The sequence below is a fragment of the Mycobacterium sp. MFM001 genome, from assembly GCF_003402475.1.
Classification (GTDB): Bacteria; Actinomycetota; Actinomycetes; order Mycobacteriales; family Mycobacteriaceae; genus Mycobacterium.
The window spans coordinates 115,545-132,178 of the sequence record NZ_BFAB01000011.1 but is presented as its reverse complement, the minus strand read 5'-3'; the positions used below and the strand labels follow the sequence as shown (position 1 = coordinate 132,178).

Genomic DNA, 16,634 nt, shown 5'->3' with positions numbered 1-16,634 from the left:
GCAGGCGTTCCGTCGGTTCGGAGCGTGATCCGCCGTGCCGTCTGAACAAGGTGGGCAGCGCGGCTCGGGGTACGGCCTCGGGCTGTCGACCCGCACCCAGGTAACCGGCTACCAATTCCTGGCACGACGGACCGCGATGGCGTTGACCCGCTGGCGGGTCCGCATGGAGATCGAACCGGGCCGGCGCCAGACGCTGGCCGTGGTGGCGTCTGTCTCGGCGGCCGCGGTGATTTGCCTGGGCGCTTTGCTGTGGTCATTCATCAACCCCTCCGGCCAACTGAACGAGTCGCCGATCATCGCCGACCGCGATTCCGGCGCGCTCTACGTCCGAGTGGGCGACACGCTGTACCCGGCGCTGAACCTGGCCTCGGCTCGGCTGATCGCCGGCCGCGCCGACAACCCGCACAAGGTGCGCTCGAGCCAGATCGCCCAGCAACCCCACGGGCCCATGGTCGGCATCCCCGGCGCACCGTCGTCGTTCTCGCCGACCACGCCGGCGTCGTCGTCGTGGCTGGTGTGCGACGCGGTCACCTCGACGGCGGGCGTCGGAGCACCGTCGCCGGTGACGGTCACGGTGATCGACGGCACCCCGGACCTGTCGAATCACCGGCGGGTGCTCAGCGGATCGGACGCGGTGGTGCTGCGCTACGGCAACGACACCTGGGTGATCCGGGAAGGCCGCCGCTCGCGCATCGACGCGGGCAACCGGGCCGTGCTGCTGCCGCTGGGCATCACCCCCGAGCAGGTCACTCAGGCCCGGCCGATGAGCCGCGCGCTCTACGACGCTCTGCCCGTCGGCCCCGAGCTGACGGTGCCCAAGGTGCCCGACGCCGGCAGCCCGGCCAATTTCCCCGGCGCCCCCGGCCCGGTGGGAACGGTGTTCGTGACGCCGCAAATCAGTGGGCCGCAACAATATTCGGTGGTACTGACCGACGGCGTGCAGACCGTCACCCCGGTGGTGGCTCAGATCCTGCAGAACGCCGGCGCCACCCCGGGTGCTCATCTGGTGACGGTCGCGCCGCCCGCGCTGGCGAAAATGCCGGTGGTCACCGGGCTGGATCTGTCCGCCTATCCGGACGGCCCGCTGGACGTGGTCGACATCCGTGAGAACCCCGCCACCTGCTGGTGGTGGGAGAAGACCGCCGGTGAGGAGCGGGCGCGCACCCAGGTGGTGTCCGGTCCCACCATTCCGGTGGCCCAGTCCGAGTCCAACAAAGTGGTGTCGCTGGTGAAGGCCGACAACTCCGGCCGGGAAGCCGACCGGGTCTACTTCGGCCCCAACTTCGCGAACTTCGTCGCAGTCACCGGCAACGACCCCGGCGCATCCACGACGGAATCGCTGTGGTGGCTGTCGGATTCGGGTGTGCGGTTCGGCGTTGACAACACCCGCGACGCCCGCACCGCGCTCGGCCTGACCTCGACACCGAGCCCGGCGCCGTGGGTGGCGTTGCGGCTGTTGGCGCCCGGCCCGGCGTTGTCGCGGGCCGACGCGCTGGTGCGCCACGACACCCTCCCCAAAGACATGAACCCTGCAGAATTGGCGGTACCGAAGTGAAACGTGGCTTTGCGCGGCCCACGCCGGAGCGCGCGCCGGTAGTCAAGCCGGAGAACATCGTCCTCCCGACGCCGCTGAGCGTTCCGCCTCCCGAAGGCAAGCCGTGGTGGCTGGTCGTCGTCGGCGTGCTGGTGGTCGGCCTTCTGGTCGGCATGGTCGGTATGACGGTCGCCAGCGGCTCGCGGATGTTCCTAGGCGCCGGCGCGATCTTCCCGATCTTCATGATCGGCGGCGTCGCAATGATGATGTTCGGCGGCCGGTTCGGCGGCCAGCAGCAGATGAGCCGGCCCAAACTGGACGCGATGCGTGCCCAGTTCATGCTGATGCTGGACATGCTGCGGGAAACCGCCCAGGAGTCCGCCGACTCCATGGACGCCAACTACCGCTGGTACCACCCGGAGCCGACGACCCTGTCGGCTGCGGTGGGTTCGAGCCGGATGTGGGAGCGCAAGCCTGACGGCAAGGACCTCAACTTCGGGGTCGCGCGCGTCGGCGTGGGAATGACGCGGCCCGAGGTGACTTGGGGCGAGCCGCAGAACATGCCGACCGACATCGAGCTGGAGCCGGTTACCGGGAAGGCGCTGCAGGAGTTCGGCCGCTATCAGAGCGTCGTCTACAACCTGCCCAAGATGGTGTCGCTGCTGGTCGAGCCGTGGTACTCGCTGGTGGGCGAGCGCGAGCAGGCGCTGGGCCTGATGCGGGCGATCATCTGCCAGCTGGCGTTCTCGCACGGTCCCGACCACGTCCAGATGATCGTCGTCACTTCTGATGTGGCGCAATGGGATTGGGTCAAGTGGCTGCCGCACTTCGGTGACCCGCGACGGCGCGACGCCGCCGGCAACGCGCGGATGGTGTACGGGTCGGTGCGTGAGTTCGGCGCCGACCAAGCCGAATTGTTCGCCGGCCGTGGATCATTCACGCCGCGCCACGCCAGTTCGTCGGCCGAGACACCTACCCCGCACCACGTGGTCATCTGCGACCTCGAAGACCCGCAGTGGGAATACGTGGTCAGCACCGGCGGCGTCGACGGCGTGACATTCTTCGACCTGACCGGGGCGGCGCTGTGGACCGCCGTGCCCGAGCGGGTGCTGACGTTCGACAAGACCGGGGTGATCGAGGCGCTGCCGCGTGACCGCGACACCTGGATGGTGATCGACGACAACAAGTGGTTCTTCGCGCTGGCCGATCAGCTGAGCGCAGCCGAGGCCGAACAGTTCTCGCAGCGCATGGCGCAGTGGCGGCTCGCCGAGGCCTACGAGGAGATCGGGCAGCGGGTGGCGCACATCGGTGCGCGAGACATCTTGTCCTACTACGGAATCGAGGACCCGGCATCGATCGACTTCAACGCGCTGTGGAACGGGCGCGGCGATTCGATGCGGCGGTCGCGGTTGCGGGTGCCGTTCGGTAACCGCTCCGACAACGGCGAATTGCTGTTTTTGGACATGAAGTCGCTCGACGAGGGCGGCGACGGCCCGCACGGCGTGATGTCCGGGACGACGGGTTCGGGTAAGTCGACGCTGGTGCGCACCGTGCTCGAGTCGCTGATGCTCGGGCACCCACCCGACGAACTGCAGTTCGTGCTCGCCGACCTCAAGGGTGGGTCCGCGGTCAAGCCGTTCGCCGGGGTGCCGCACGTGTCGCGCATCATCACCGACCTCGAAGAAGACCAGGCGCTGATGGAGCGCTTCCTGGACGCGCTGTGGGGCGAAATCGCCCGGCGCAAGGCGGTGTGCGACAACGCCGGCGTCGACGACGCCAAGGAATACAACGAGATGCGCACCCGGCTGCGCGCACGCGGCCAGGACATGCCGCCGCTGCCGATGCTGGTGGTCGTCATCGACGAGTTCTACGAATGGTTCCGGATCATGCCGACCGCGGTCGACGTCCTCGACTCGATCGGCCGGCAGGGCCGCGCCTACTGGATCCACCTGATGATGGCGTCGCAGACCATCGAGAGCCGGGCCGAAAAGCTCATGGAGAACATGGGTTACCGGCTGGTGCTGAAAGCGCGCACCGCCGGTGCGGCGCAGGCCGCCGGCGTGCCGAACGCGGTCAACCTGCCGGCCCAGGCGGGCTTGGGATACTTCCGCAAGAGCGGCGACGAGATCATCCGGTTCCAGGCCGAGTTCCTGTGGCGCGACTACCGCCGCGGCGTATCGCTCGACGAGGACGGCCAGGCGCCGCTGGTGCACAGCGTCGATTACATTCGCCCGCAACTCTTTACCACCGCGTTCACGCCGCTCGAAGTCAGCGTGGGCGGCGGAGACCTGGATGCTCTGCCGGAGACGGTGAACGGCGAAGTCGCCGACCCGGACGTCGACGTCATCGACGGCGAAGTCGCTGAGGTCGACGACGAGGAAGAAGAGGCGATCCGGACGCCGAAGGTCGGCACGGTGATCATCGACCGGCTGCGCCAGATCCCGTTCGAGCCGTACCGGTTGTGGCACCCGCCGCTGGACGAGCCGGTCGCGATCGACGACCTGGTCAACCGCTTCCTGGGCCGGCCCTGGCAGCAGAACTACGGCACCGCCCGCAACCTGGTGTTCCCGGTCGGGATCATCGACCGCCCGTACAAGCACGACCAGCCGCCGTGGACCGTGGACACCTCCGGCGCGGGTGCCAACGTGCTGGTGCTGGGCGCCGGCGGTTCCGGCAAGACCACCGCGCTGCAGACACTGATCTGCGCGGCGGCGCTGACCCACACTCCCGAGCAGGTGCAGTTCTACTGCCTGGCCTACAGCAGCACCGCGCTGACGACGGTGGCCGGCCTGCCGCACGTCGGCGAGGTCGTCGGCCCCACCGACCCGTACGGCGTCCGCCGCACCGTTGCCGAGATGCTGGCGCTGGTGCGCGACCGCAAGCGCAGCTTCCTCGAGCACGGGATCGCCTCGATGGAGATGTTCCGGCGGCGCAAGTTCGCCGGCGAGCCCGGGCCGGTGCCGGACGACGGCTTCGGCGACGTCTACCTGGTGATCGACAACTACCGGGCGCTGGCCGAGGAGAACGAGGTCCTGATCGAGCAGGTCAACCAGATCATCAACCAGGGGCCGTCGTTCGGGGTGCACGTGATCGTCACCGCCGACCGGGAATCGGAGCTGCGGCCGCCGGTGCGCAGCGGGTTCGGCTCCCGGATCGAGCTGCGGCTGGCCGCGGTGGAGGACGCCAAGCTGGTGCGTTCCCGGTTCGCCAAGGACGTCCCGGTCAAGCCGGGCCGCGGCATGGTCGCGGTCAACTACGTGCGCCTGGACAGCGACCCGCAGTCCGGTCTGCACACGCTGGTGGCCCGGCCCGCCCTTGGCACCACGTCCAACGCGGTGTTCGAGTCCGACAGCGTGGCCGCGGCGGTTAGCCAGGTGGCGGTCGGCCGGACCCGCCCGGTGCGCCGCCTGCCGGCGCGCTTCGAGCTCGAGCAGCTGCAGGCGCTGGCCGCCGCCGACCGCCGGCAGGGCGTCGGCGCGGGCGGAATCGCTTGGGCCGTATCGGAATTGGACCTGCAGCCGGTGTACCTCAACTTCGACGACAACGCGCACCTGATGGTGACCGGACGTCGCGAGTGTGGCCGCACCACCACGCTGGCCACGATCATGCGCGAAATCGGCCGGATCTACGCGCCCGGCGCCAGCACCGCGCCACCCACCTCGCGGCCGTCCGCGCAGGTGTGGCTGGTCGACCCGCGTCGCCAGCTGCTGACCACGCTGGGGTCCGACTACGTCGAGAATTTCGCGTACAACCTCGACGGGGTCGCCGCGATGATGGACCAGCTGGCCGCCGCGCTGGCGCGCCGCGAGCCGCCGCCGGGACTGTCCGCCGAGGAGTTGCTGTCCCACTCGTGGTGGAGCGGGCCGGAGATCTTCCTGATCATCGACGACGTGCAGCAGTTGCCGCCGGGCTTCGACTCTCCGCTGCACAAGGCGGCGCCGTGGGTGACCAGGGCAGCCGACGTCGGGCTGCACGTAATCATCACCCGCACCTTCGGCGGCTGGTCGTCGGCGGGCAGCGACCCGATGCTGCGGGCGCTGCACCAGGCCAACGCGCCGCTGCTGGTGATGGACGCCGACCCCGACGAGGGCTTCATCCGCGGCAAGATGAAGGGCGGCCCACTGCCTCGTGGCCGTGGCCTGCTGATGGCCGAGGACACCGGCGTGTTCGTCCAGGTCGCGGCCACCGACGTGCGCCGCTAAGCGGCTGCGCCGCCCTGACAGAGGGCTCATAGCCGACGCACAGCTGGCTCTTGTGGCCGGCTCACGCTACCTAGTTAACGTCGCTAAGCAGTGACTGACGGGGTAGTGGTGAAGGGAGTGCGTGATGTCGTTTGTGACGACACAGCCGGAAGCGTTGACGGCCGCGGCGGGCAACCTGCAGGGGATCGGCTCGACGATGATCGCCCAGAACGCCGCTGCGGCGGCTCCGACAACCGGAGTGGTTCCCGCTGCGGCCGATGAGGTTTCGGCGCTGACCGCGGCGCAGTTCGCCGCGCATGCGCAGATGTATCAGGCGGTCAGCGCGCATGCCGCCGCGATTCACGACATGTTCGTCGCCACCCTGGGCACCAGCGCCGGGTCATATGCGGCCACCGAGGCTGCCAACGCGGTCGGGGCCGGCTAAGAGGGGGAGCAATGCTGGATTTCGGAGCGCTGCCACCGGAGATCAACTCCGCACGCATGTATTCCGGTCCGGGATCGGGACCGATGCTGGCCGCCGCGGTGGCTTGGCAGGAACTGGCCGCCGAGCTGGATTCTGCTGCGGCGCAGTATGGTTCGGCGATCTCCGGGTTGACCAGCGGGGCCTGGTCGGGACCGTCGTCGGCGTCGATGGCGGCCGCGGCCACCCCGTACGTCGGCTGGCTCAGCGTCACCGCCGGCCAAGCCGAACAGGCGGCCACGCAGGCCGGCGCGGCGGCCGCGGCTTACGAAACCGCTTTTGCCGCAACGGTTCCCCCGCCGGTGATCGCAGCCAATCGCAGCCTGCTGGCCACCCTGGTCGCGACTAACGTGCTCGGGCAGAACGCCCCGGCCATCGCCGCGACCGAGTTTCACTACGCCGAAATGTGGGCGCAGGACGCCGCGGCCATGTACGGCTACGCCGGGGCGTCGGCGACTGCCGCGAAACTGACCCCGTTCACAGCGCCGCCGCAGACCACCGACCCGAGCGGGTTGGCCGCCCAGGCCGCCACGGTGGCCCAGGCCGCGGGCACCTCCGCCGGCACGCACGCCGAGACGGTGATGTCGGCAGGCCCGCAACTGCTTGCCGCGACACCCCAAGCGCTGCAAGGACTTGCGTCACCCCAAGGCCTGGAAAGCCTTGCATCGTCGGGGACCGGGTCGTCGTCGTCCACGTCGGGTATGTCGTCGATGTCCTCACTGAGCATGCTGACCATGCCTGCGAGGATGGCGATGATGCCGATGAGCATGCTCATGCGGATGTTCATGATGGGCGGAACCAATACCGCCGCGAAGGCCGCCACCACGGGGATCACCACGATGGCCCTTGGCAGCGGGCTCGGTTCGGCCACGAATGCCCTGGGTTCGGCCGGCTTTGCCGGCCTGGGCGGGAGCAGTTCCGCGGTCACCGCGGGGATGGGCCGGGCAGCCTCGATCGGCGCCTTGTCGGTGCCGTCCGGCTGGGCCGGGATGGCGCCCGCGGTGAGCCCCGCCGCGGCCACCGCACTGCCGGCCGGGACCGCACCGGCAATGCAAGCGGCGGCCCAAACGAGCGTGCCGCCGATGATGCCGATCACCAGTATGGCCGGCCGTGGCGCGGTGGGCGGCGCCACTCCACGATTCGAGGTTCGGCCCAGTGTGATCCCGCGCTCACCAGCCGGCGGATAGTGACCGCGCCCGAGTCCACATACCCAACAACGGATGAACAATTGTCATTCGCGGGTGAACAGTAGTTGTCGAGGAATGAATAGTTAGCGTCGTCGGCGGCTAACTGCGGTACGGCCCATTAATCTCACCGAAGAGCGTCTGTTCAGCGACGAGCACGCGTGCTCAACAGTGTTGATGCAGAGGGTTACTGAGGGAAGAAAGCGCATTTCGGCTGTGACTACGCACCGCGCTTCGTGGGCCGACATGTATCAGGCATTTGGCTACCAGACCCATGACCGCCGCGCCGTGCGGAGGAGGACGTAGTGCTGGATTTCGGCGCGTTGCCGCCGGAGGTGAATTCGGCTCGGATGTATGCCGGTCCGGGGGCGGGGCCGTTGTTGGCTGCCGCGGGGGCCTGGGATGGGTTGGCGGCGGAGTTGTTTTTGGCGGCGAGCGGCTATAGCTCGGTGCTGTCAGAGTTGACCAGTGGTCCGTGGGTGGGTCCGGCGTCGATGTCGATGGCGGCGGCGGCCGCGCCGTATGTGTCGTGGCTCAGTGCGACGGCGGCGCAGGCCGAGCAGACGGCGAATCAGGCGCGGGCTGCGGTCGCTGCCTATGAGGCGGCGTTTGCGATGACGGTGCCGCCGCCGGTGATTGCGGCGAATCGGGCGTTGTTGATGTCGTTGGTGGCGACGAACTTTTTTGGGCAGAACACGCCGGCGATCATGGCTACTGAGGCGCATTACATGGAGATGTGGGCCCAGGATGCGGCGGCGATGTATGGGTATGCGGGGGCGTCGGCGGCGGCGTCGACGGTGACGCCGTTTACGCCGCCCAAGCCGACCGCTAACGCGGCGGGTCTCGGTGCCCAGGCCGCCGCGGTGGCCAAGGCCGCGGCGACGCCGGCGGGGACGTCGGCGCAGACCGCCGCGTCGGGCACCTCACATCTGGCGTCTACTGCCGTGGTGCCTCAAGTGCTGCAACAACTTTCGTCGACCTCGACAACGACGGGCTCGGCGACAACGACCGGATCGCTGTCGTCGTTCCTTCCGGCACCCTTGGGCACCGGCCCTGCGCTGACGACCGGCAACTGGACCGCGCTGTTGAAGCAGACCACTGGCATGTTCGGGTACTTCCCGCTCGGGATCTCGCAATTCCTGGTCTCGATCAGTCAGCAGTTGACGTTTGGCCCCGGCGGGGCAACGGCCGGGTCGGGCGGGGCGTGGTACCCGACGCCGCAATTCGCCGGCCTGGGCGGACTGGGTAGCGGCGGCGCCTCATCCGTGTCGGCAAGTGTGGGCCAGGCCAGCTCGATCGGGCAGTTGTCCGTGCCGTCGAGTTGGGCGGCCGGGGCTGCACAGGCCAACGAGTCGGCCGCGTTGTCCTCGGTGAGCAGCCTGGGTGCCGCATCCGAGGATGGCGGACCGTCGGGGCTGCTTCGCGGTATGCCGCTTTCGGCGGGCGGGCGGCGGGCCGCCGGCGGGTTCACCCACCGCTACGGCTTCCGCTACAGCGTGCTGACCCGGCCCCCGTCGGCCGGATAGCGGCTAGCGCCCGTTTGCCGCGCAGGTCTGTGCTTTTCCCGGCAGCGGATAAGCCTTAATCCGCGTCGAGATTTTTATCCGCCTCGGCCGGCCGGCGGCCCATCCGTCAATTCCCGACGGCGGCCGGTCCTCGCTTTGTTTGCCCAGGTGACGGCCGCCGCGGGTGCGGCCAACGCACTGCCGGGATGAACAGTTGATAGCCCACCGGTGACATTGGATGGCGTCGGGGTAAACACCGCGTTGCCAATGGGTTCGGCCCTGGCCCTTTAATGTCATCCACTACACCGCTCGCGATTCGCGAGCGACCACCCAATGTGGTTGATGCCGAACGCTATTGACAAGGAAGCGAGTCTCCACTCGTGCCGACGCAACTGGAAATGTCTGCCCGGGCGGCGCGGTTCGAAGCGCCACGAGGTCTGGGTCGCGCTCATGGGAGCAGCCCAAATTCCTGCGCCGCGGACGAGACCATCCCGAAACGCGAACCAGCCGGTCGACGAGCGTAGCGATGGATTTCGGGGCGCTACCACCCGAGATCAACTCGGGGCGGATGTATGCGGGTCCCGGAGCGGGACCGTTGTTGGCTGCCGCGGGGGCCTGGGACGGGATAGCGGCGGAGTTAAATACCGCGGCGACCGGCTATGCCTCGGTGATTTCCGAGCTGACAAATTCGCCATGGCTCGGTCCGGCATCGATGGCAATGGTCGCGGCGTCCGCACCCTATGTGTCGTGGCTGAGTACCACTGCCGCGCAGGCCGAGCAGACCGCTAACCAGGCGAGGGCCGCAGCGGCGGCGTATGAGGCGGCGTTTGCGATGACAGTTCCGCCCCCGGTGATCGCGGCCAACCGCGCGCTGTTGATGGCGTTGATCGCGACGAACTTCTTCGGGCAGAACACCCCGGCGATCGCGACCACCGAGGCGCATTACATGGAGATGTGGGCCCAAGACGCCGCGGCCATGTACGGCTATGCCGGGGCGTCGGCGACTGCCACCAGGTTGGCCGCGTTCACGTCGCCGGCACAGAACACCAACCCCGCCGGGCTGGCGGGGCAGTCGGCAGCGGTCGCCAAAGCCGCAGGCACTTCGGCAGGCTCTTCCGCGCAGACCACCGCCTCCACGACACCGCAGCTGGCCTCGGCCTCCACCATTTCCCAAGCGGTGCAACAAGTCTCGACATCCACGTCGTCCTCGTCGTCAGGCTCGTCGTTCTGGGACCAGCTGAACGCCATCCTGGGTTCCAGCAGTATCAGGACCCTGCTGACCACTCGTATCTTTGGCGGGACCTATTTCCTCGAGGGCATGCCCAACTCTGCTATCTCGATCGCACAGCAGCTGGCACTTGGCCCCGGGGGAACAACGGCCGGTGCCGGTGGAGCTTGGTATCCAACACCGCAATTCGCAGGTCTGGGTCTGGGCCATGGCGGTGGCGGAGCAGTTTCGGCGAATGTGGGCCAAGCGGGCACGATCGGGAAGCTGTCGGTGCCACCGGGTTGGGCCGGGTCGACATCCTCGGCGCTGGAGTCTGAGGCCCCGGGGGCGCTGGGCGCCCAGGCATCCGGCGCTTCGCCAGGTACCCAGGGTCTGCTCCGCGGAATGCCGCTGACCGGAGCGGGCCGGCGCGCCACCGGCGGCTTTGTCCACCGATACGGGTTCCGCCACAGCGTCGTGTCGCGGCCGCCCTCGGCCGGATGACCAGGACCGGCACGTGTTGATCGCGACTTCGTCGAACGCTTTGCGGCAGACAGGCTTTCCGCGGCCGGACCAAACCGGCTCACACGAGCTTTATCCGCGCCGAGATTTTATCCGCGAGGAGGACCGCACTGTCCGTCTGGGCCAACTGGCCGGGGGCGCGGCGAAGGGGTCTTTGTGCAGGTAGCGGCCATCGAATCGGCTGGACGGCTCGGCGGCGCGAGTCGTGCCGGGGTCAAGGAATGTTGTCCATGAACTGAACAGCGAGTGTCGGCGGGGTTACGACTCGGCATCTGCCATCTAACCTCCCTTACCAAGCGAGTTTCGAAGTCGTTGAGGCAGACGGTTCTTGAGGAGGACGCCCGATGTCGTTTGTGACCACGCAGCCCGAGGCGTTGTCGGCGGCGGCTGCGAACTTGACGGGTATCGGTTCGGGGGTGGCCGCGCAGAATGCCGCCGCCGCTGCCCCGACGACGGGCGTGGTGCCTGCCGCGGCCGATGAGGTGTCGGCGCTGACCGCCGCGCAGTTCGCCACTCACGCTCAGCTCTACCAGGCGGTCAGTGCGCAGGCCGCGGCGATTCACGAGATGTTCGTCAACACTCTGGGCACCAGCGCCGGATCGTATGCGGCCACCGAGGCCGCCAATGCGATCGCGGCGGGCTGAGGAGGGTGGCCGTGCTGGACTTCGGGGCGTTACCGCCGGAGATCAACTCCGCGCGCATCTACGCAGGCCCGGGCTCGGCGTCGTTCCAGGCTGCTGCGTCGGCCTGGAACAGCCTTGCGGCCGAACTGAATTCGGCGGCCCTCGGCTACGACAAGGTGGTCACCCAACTCACCAGCGAGGAGTGGTCGGGCCCGGCATCTGGAGCAATGGCGGATGCCGCGCAATCCCACGTGGCGTGGCTGAGCAGTACCGCCGCGCAGGCCGAGCAGGCGGCCATTCAGGCGAGGGCGGCCGCGGCCGCCTATGACCAGGCGTTTGCGGCCTCGGTACCACCGCCGCTGATTGCGGTCAACCGCGCCCAGACGGCGCAACTGGTCGCCACCAACGTGCTGGGGCAGAACACTCCGGCGATCGCGCAGCTCGAGGCGCAATACGGCGAGATGTGGGCCCAGGATGCCGCCGCGATGTATGGGTATGCGGGCCAGGCGGCCGCCGCCACGAAGGTGACGCCGTTCGCCGCCCCGGTGCAGACGACCAATCCCGCCGGACAGGCCACGCAAGCGACCGCGGTCGCCCACGCGGCCGCCACCTCCAGTACCACGAGTGCGCAGTCGACGCTGTCGCAGTTGCAATCGTCGGTACCCAGTACGTTGAAGAGCCTCGCGACGCCCGCGTCGGCCGCGTCCTCGAGCTCGACGACGCCGGACCTGTGGAGCGAATTCTGGTTGCTCCTTACCGGGTCGTCCACTCCTCCCCAATCGCTGTCGGCGATCTTCTCCGACCTTGTGGCGCCCGCTTCCGTTCTCTACTACAGCGAAGGCATGGGGAACTTCACCACCGGGATAGCCAACGCCGCTATTCAGACGTCGAAGACGCTGGGTTTGCTCGGCGCGTCCGCGCCCGCGGCCGCGGGAGGCGCTCCCAAGGGGATAGCCGGTGGCCTGGGTGGGCTCGGAAGTCTGCTGGGAAACGGAACCGGTGGCGCGCCGGCAGCGGTGTCGGCCGGCTTGGGCAACGCGGGCGCAGTCGGTCGATTGTCGGTGCCGCCCACCTGGATTGGCGGAGCCCCGTTAACGGCCCCGCATGCTCCGCTGCCCATCAGCAGCGTGAGCGCCGCACCAGAAGGCGCCGGTGCCGGAAACTTGTTGGGCGGGATGCCCCTAGCTGGTGCGGGCGTTGGACACGTGGGCGGTTCTGGCCCCCGATACGGGTTCAAGCCAACGGTGATGGCCCGCCCACCATTCGCGGGCTGAGATGGCCAACAATGTGACCATCCTGAGTTGATCGCTAGAGCGCGGAGCTGAGGAGAACAATGTCCCCCCGGCGTTATACCGCTGTACTTTTGGCCGTTATCGCCCTGCTGCTCGCCGCATGCGTCTCACGCCAGGCTGCCAGCGGCCCCGCCCACGAGCCGGCCAAAGTTTCGTTATCACAGCTGGCCGACCTGACGCTGCACGTGGGGGACCAAAAGAGCGTCGGCACCGAGTCGATGCTGCGGGCGGCAGGGCAGCTCGACCATCTGCCGTATCGGATCACGTTCTCCACGTTCACATCTGGGCCGCCTATGGTCGAGGCCGCCACCGCCGGCAAGGTCGACATTGCCATCACCGGCGACACCCCGCCCATTTTCGGCGCAGCCGCCAACGCCCGCATCAAGGTGCTGTCCGCGTACGAGGGAGGCGGCCCGGGCGACCAGATTCTTGTCCACACCGATTCGGCGATTCAGGCCGTTGACGGCCTGCGCGGCAAGACGATTGCGCTGGCCAAGGGCAGTTCGGCGCACGCCAACGTGCTCGACCAGCTCGACAAGGCCGGACTCAAACCCGCCGACGTCCGCCTGGTTTTCCTGCAGCCCGCCGACGCGTTGTCGGGATTCCGCAACGGTCAGGTGGACGCCTGGGCGGTGTGGGATCCCTACACTGCCCAGGCCGAACAGCAGCTCCCAGTGCGCGGTCTCGTCTCGCGCAAGTACAAGTACTCGTTCGCGATCGCTTCCGACGAGGCGCTTGCCGACCCGAAACGCAACACCGCCCTGGCCGACCTGCTGACCCGCTACGCCAGGGCCGCGGTCTGGGCGCGCGAACACCCTCAGGCGTGGGCGGCCAAGTACGCGGAGTCAGCCGGCCTCGACCCAGTCGTGGCCGCCGTCGCACAGGGCCGCACTCTGCGCCAGCCGACGCCACTGGATGACACTGTGATCGCCGCGCAGCAACGGCTCGCCGACCTGCTGGCGGCGGACGGTCAGATCCGTTCCGCCCCAAGATTCGCCGACTGGGTGGACCGCCGCTTCGACTACGTCTTGGAGTCTCGCTGACGCCACTGCGTCGGACGGCAGAACCTCAACGCCGGAACGGGATGTCGAGCCGCAGGGTGCGTTCCGCCTCGGGATACCAGCCTTGCGGTGCATGCTGGCTGGTGTGCAGGTAGCAGCGCACACGCACGTCGCGGCTGCCTGGGGTGAAGGTCAGCAGTCGACTGATCGGCAACGTGGTGAGCGGCATGTGGTGGCGGCTCAACGACGCGGCGTTGATGAACCAGGTGCCCCAGCGTCGCTCGATGTGGGTTTTGCCGCCGAACGAGTCAGTCGGGTTGGTGTGGGTGTGCCCGCCGATCCATATCTGTACGCGTCCCGGCCGTTCGGCCAGAAACTTCTCGAACGCGCCTGAATCCGGTTTGCTGTCAACCCAATACAGATAAGACGCGCCCTGTGGCGTGCCTTGCTCGAAGTATCGGTGATAATGCTCCTGCCAACGTCCGTCCGGGCCTTTGCGCACACCTTCCCATGCGCCTGAGGCGACGGTCGTGTCCTTCAGGACGTAATGGTGCACCGAAATGATGATCTTGTCGGGATTGTCGCGGACCGCGTCTTTCCACCACTGGAACGTTTCACCGCTGACCACACCGCCCGGATTACCGCCGAGCGTTCCCCGCCCCACCGTTTGGGTGGGCTCGTTGCGGTCGCTCATCATCAGAAAGAGCAGGTTGCCCACCTGAAAGGAATACCGTTGCCACGTCCCGTCAATGGGATATCGGCGGGCTTTGGCGTCAACACCCGAGAATTCGGTGTGTTCGCCCAGCGGGTCCACCCACTTTCGCCACCACCACGCCTCGGGTTCGGCTAAACCGCTTCGGTCGTGGTTACCGCAGACGCTGTAGACGTCTTCGCGTCGGTGCTTGCGCAAGACCGAGAACTGTCGACGCACCTCTTGCCCTTCTGCGTCATCGGGAAGGCTGTGGTGCGCACCGGACATGTCGCCCACATCGATCGCAAGGTCCCAGGCGAAGGCCGGACCGCCTTCGCTCCCACCGAATTCGGACTGCGAAATCGCCTCGGCAAGGCTGTGTCTGCCGAATTGCTTGTCAGTTCCGACATGCGCATCGCCGAAGGCCCACACGTGCAGCGGTTCTGATGCCGAATGGATTGACATTCGTCCTCCGGTCTTGGCGTTTGGCGACTGCCTCAGTCCCCTTCGGAGTCAACGAGTCCGAATGCCGATCGCCCATATCACGATAGTGACCGCGATGGCAGACGGCTGATCCGCTACGCCCGATCCGTACCGTGCCGCTGGTCGGCGCCGCTCTCACCGATGACGGGTCGATGCTGGGCCGTGTCGGCCCGCAGGGCTCGGTGTAGACGGGTGTGTTCGCCGTCACCGAGTCAGGCGACATCAATTCAAACGGTGGGTAAACAGCGGTGGCTGGCGGGTGAACACTAACCGTCCACCAATGAACACTTGGTTTTGGACGGGGTGCAGGGCGGAATCGGCCCCTAACCTCACTAATCGAGGTGTCTTTGCGGTCTGTGAGGGAGGAAAACATATGTCGTTCGTGACAACGCAGCCTGAGGCGTTGTCGGCGGCGGCCGCCAACCTGACGGGTATCGGTTCGGGGATGGCCGCGCAGAATGCCGCCGCCGCTGCCCCGACGACCGGCGTGGTCCCCGCCGCCGCCGATGAGGTGTCCGCGCTGACCGCCGCACAGTTCGCCGCGCACGCTCAGATGTACCAGGCAGTCAGTGCGCAGGCCGCGGCGATTCACGAGATGTTCGTCAACACGCTGGGCACCAGCGCCGGGTCGTATGCGGCCACCGAGGCCGCCAACGCGATCGCGGCGGGCTGAGGAGGCTAGTAGTGCTGGATTTCGGGGCGTTACCGCCGGAGATCAACTCCGCGCGCATGTACGCCGGTCCGGGATCGTCGTCGTTCCAGGCCGCCGCGTCGGCCTGGAACAGCCTTGCGGCCGAGCTGAATTCGGCCGCCGCCGGCTACGACACCGTGGTCACGCGGCTCGCCACCGAGGAGTGGATGGGGCTGGCGTCGACGTCGATGGCCAACGCCGCGGCCCCCTACGTGGGGTGGATGCAGACCACGGCTGCGCAGGCCGAGCAGGCCGCCACTCAGGCCCGGGCCGCCGCAGCAGCCTATGACCAGGCGTTTGCGGCGACGGTGCCCCCGCCACTCATCGCGGCCAACCGCGCCCAGACGGCGCAGCTGGTGTCGACGAACATCCTTGGCCAAAACACCCCGGCGATCGCGCAGTTAGAGGCGCAATACGGCGAGATGTGGGCCCAGGATGCCGCCGCGATGTACGGCTATGCGGGCCAGGCGGCGACGGCCACGAAGGTGACGCCGTTCGCCGCCCCGGCACAGACGACCAACCCGGCCGGTCAGGCCATTCAAGCCGCCGCGGTGACCAACGCCGCCGGTACCGCGTCCGGCACGAGCGCGCAGTCGACGCTGTCGCAGCTGCAATCTGCGGTGCCGAACGCGCTGCAAAGCCTTGCGACACCGACGTCCACCGCATCGTCGACCACGACGGATCCGTTCGGCGGAATCTGGCAGCTCTTGACCGGTTCGTCGACCGCACCCACGTCGCTGTCGGGGCTGCTGAACGCCTACTCGCCCTTCGCCGGCTTCTTCTACAACACCGAGGGTCTGCCCTACTTCAGCATCGGTATGGGTAACAACTTCGTGCAGATGGCGAAGACGCTGGGAATGATCGGCGGCTCTGCGCCGTCGGCCGCCGCGGGTGCTGCGAACGGAGCTGCCGGTGGCCTGGGCGGGCTTGGAGGCCTGCTGGGCGGCGGCGCAGGCGCCGGAGGTGGCGCGCCGGCAGCGGTGTCGGCCGGCTTGGGCAACGCGGGCGCAGTCGGCCGGTTGTCGGTGCCGCCCACGTGGAGCGGCGGAGCGCCGATGACGGCCCCGCATGCCCCGATGCCCATCAGCAGCGTCGCCGCCGCACCCGAAGGCGGAGGTGCCGGAAATCTGTTGGGCGGCATGCCATTGGCCGGCGCCGGTGCCGGACATGCCGGAGGTGCCGGTCCCCGATACGGGTTCCGTCCGACGGTGATGTCACGCCCGCCGTTCGCCGGCTGAC

Annotated in this window: 12 protein-coding genes; 11 read left to right on the top strand and 1 reads right to left on the bottom strand. The window is 68.1% G+C overall.

Annotated elements, in window-relative coordinates:
• Positions 1-34 precede the first annotated feature (34 nt).
• From eccB to MFM001_RS18660, 9 genes are all read left to right on the top strand, one after another.
• Positions 35-1,555: a type VII secretion protein EccB gene (gene eccB, locus MFM001_RS18700; RefSeq protein ID WP_116376756.1), complete on the top strand. Its 1,521-nt coding sequence runs from the start codon at positions 35-37 to the stop codon at positions 1,553-1,555.
• Positions 1,552-5,736 carry a type VII secretion protein EccCa gene (gene eccCa / locus MFM001_RS18695; protein WP_116376755.1) on the top strand — a complete coding sequence of 1,395 codons (4,185 nt, stop codon included), beginning with the start codon at positions 1,552-1,554 and terminating at the stop codon, positions 5,734-5,736. Before eccB ends, eccCa begins: the two co-directional genes overlap by 4 nt.
• A gap of 124 nt (positions 5,737-5,860) precedes the next feature.
• Entirely contained in the window at positions 5,861-6,160 is a 300-nt protein-coding gene (locus MFM001_RS18690) for a PE family protein (protein WP_116376754.1), read from the top strand.
• 11 nt (positions 6,161-6,171) lie between these two features.
• Positions 6,172-7,383 carry a PPE family protein gene (locus MFM001_RS18685; RefSeq protein WP_304481783.1) on the top strand — a complete coding sequence of 404 codons (1,212 nt, stop codon included), beginning with the start codon at positions 6,172-6,174 and terminating at the stop codon, positions 7,381-7,383.
• Between the two features lie 302 nt (positions 7,384-7,685).
• Positions 7,686-8,906, top strand: coding sequence for a PPE family protein (locus MFM001_RS18680; protein ID WP_116376753.1), 1,221 nt, complete (start codon positions 7,686-7,688; stop codon positions 8,904-8,906).
• Positions 8,907-9,411: 505 nt separating this feature from the next.
• Positions 9,412-10,596: a PPE family protein gene (locus MFM001_RS18675; protein WP_116376752.1), complete on the top strand. Its 1,185-nt coding sequence runs from the start codon at positions 9,412-9,414 to the stop codon at positions 10,594-10,596.
• A 362-nt stretch (positions 10,597-10,958) separates the two neighbouring features.
• Positions 10,959-11,258, top strand: coding sequence for a PE family protein (locus tag MFM001_RS18670; RefSeq protein ID WP_116376751.1), 300 nt, complete (start codon positions 10,959-10,961; stop codon positions 11,256-11,258).
• Between the two features lie 14 nt (positions 11,259-11,272).
• Positions 11,273-12,511: a PPE family protein gene (locus MFM001_RS18665; protein ID WP_116376794.1), complete on the top strand. Its 1,239-nt coding sequence runs from the start codon at positions 11,273-11,275 to the stop codon at positions 12,509-12,511.
• Between the two features lie 59 nt (positions 12,512-12,570).
• Positions 12,571-13,572 carry an ABC transporter substrate-binding protein gene (locus MFM001_RS18660; RefSeq protein ID WP_116376750.1) on the top strand — a complete coding sequence of 334 codons (1,002 nt, stop codon included), beginning with the start codon at positions 12,571-12,573 and terminating at the stop codon, positions 13,570-13,572.
• A gap of 25 nt (positions 13,573-13,597) precedes the next feature.
• Here MFM001_RS18660 and MFM001_RS18655 read toward each other — a convergent pair whose 3' ends face one another.
• Positions 13,598-14,686, bottom strand: a complete 1,089-nt coding sequence (locus MFM001_RS18655; protein ID WP_116376749.1) for a metallophosphoesterase — start codon at positions 14,684-14,686, stop codon at positions 13,598-13,600.
• A 391-nt stretch (positions 14,687-15,077) separates the two neighbouring features.
• On the opposite strand from MFM001_RS18655, the gene MFM001_RS18650 reads away from it, so the two are divergent.
• Together MFM001_RS18650 and MFM001_RS18645 are read left to right on the top strand one after the other, a co-directional pair.
• A complete protein-coding gene (locus MFM001_RS18650) occupies positions 15,078-15,377 on the top strand; it encodes a PE family protein (protein WP_083134191.1) in 300 nt (99 codons plus the stop codon).
• Positions 15,378-15,391: 14 nt separating this feature from the next.
• Positions 15,392-16,633 carry a PPE family protein gene (locus MFM001_RS18645; RefSeq protein WP_116376793.1) on the top strand — a complete coding sequence of 414 codons (1,242 nt, stop codon included), beginning with the start codon at positions 15,392-15,394 and terminating at the stop codon, positions 16,631-16,633.
• The last annotated feature ends 1 nt before the right edge of the window (position 16,634 follow it).

Bases quoted from the DNA above. Each gene is read 5' to 3' on its own strand.
- MFM001_RS18690 (WP_116376754.1), top strand. From the start codon at position 5,861: ATGTCGTTTGTGACGACACAGCCGGAAGCGTTGACGGCCGCGGCGGGC.
- MFM001_RS18685 (WP_304481783.1), top strand. From the start codon at position 6,172: ATGCTGGATTTCGGAGCGCTGCCACCGGAGATCAACTCCGCACGCATG.
- MFM001_RS18675 (WP_116376752.1), top strand. From the start codon at position 9,412: ATGGATTTCGGGGCGCTACCACCCGAGATCAACTCGGGGCGGATGTAT.
- MFM001_RS18670 (WP_116376751.1), top strand. From the start codon at position 10,959: ATGTCGTTTGTGACCACGCAGCCCGAGGCGTTGTCGGCGGCGGCTGCG.
- MFM001_RS18660 (WP_116376750.1), top strand. From the start codon at position 12,571: ATGTCCCCCCGGCGTTATACCGCTGTACTTTTGGCCGTTATCGCCCTG.
- MFM001_RS18655 (WP_116376749.1), bottom strand. From the start codon at position 14,686: ATGTCAATCCATTCGGCATCAGAACCGCTGCACGTGTGGGCCTTCGGC.
- MFM001_RS18650 (WP_083134191.1), top strand. From the start codon at position 15,078: ATGTCGTTCGTGACAACGCAGCCTGAGGCGTTGTCGGCGGCGGCCGCC.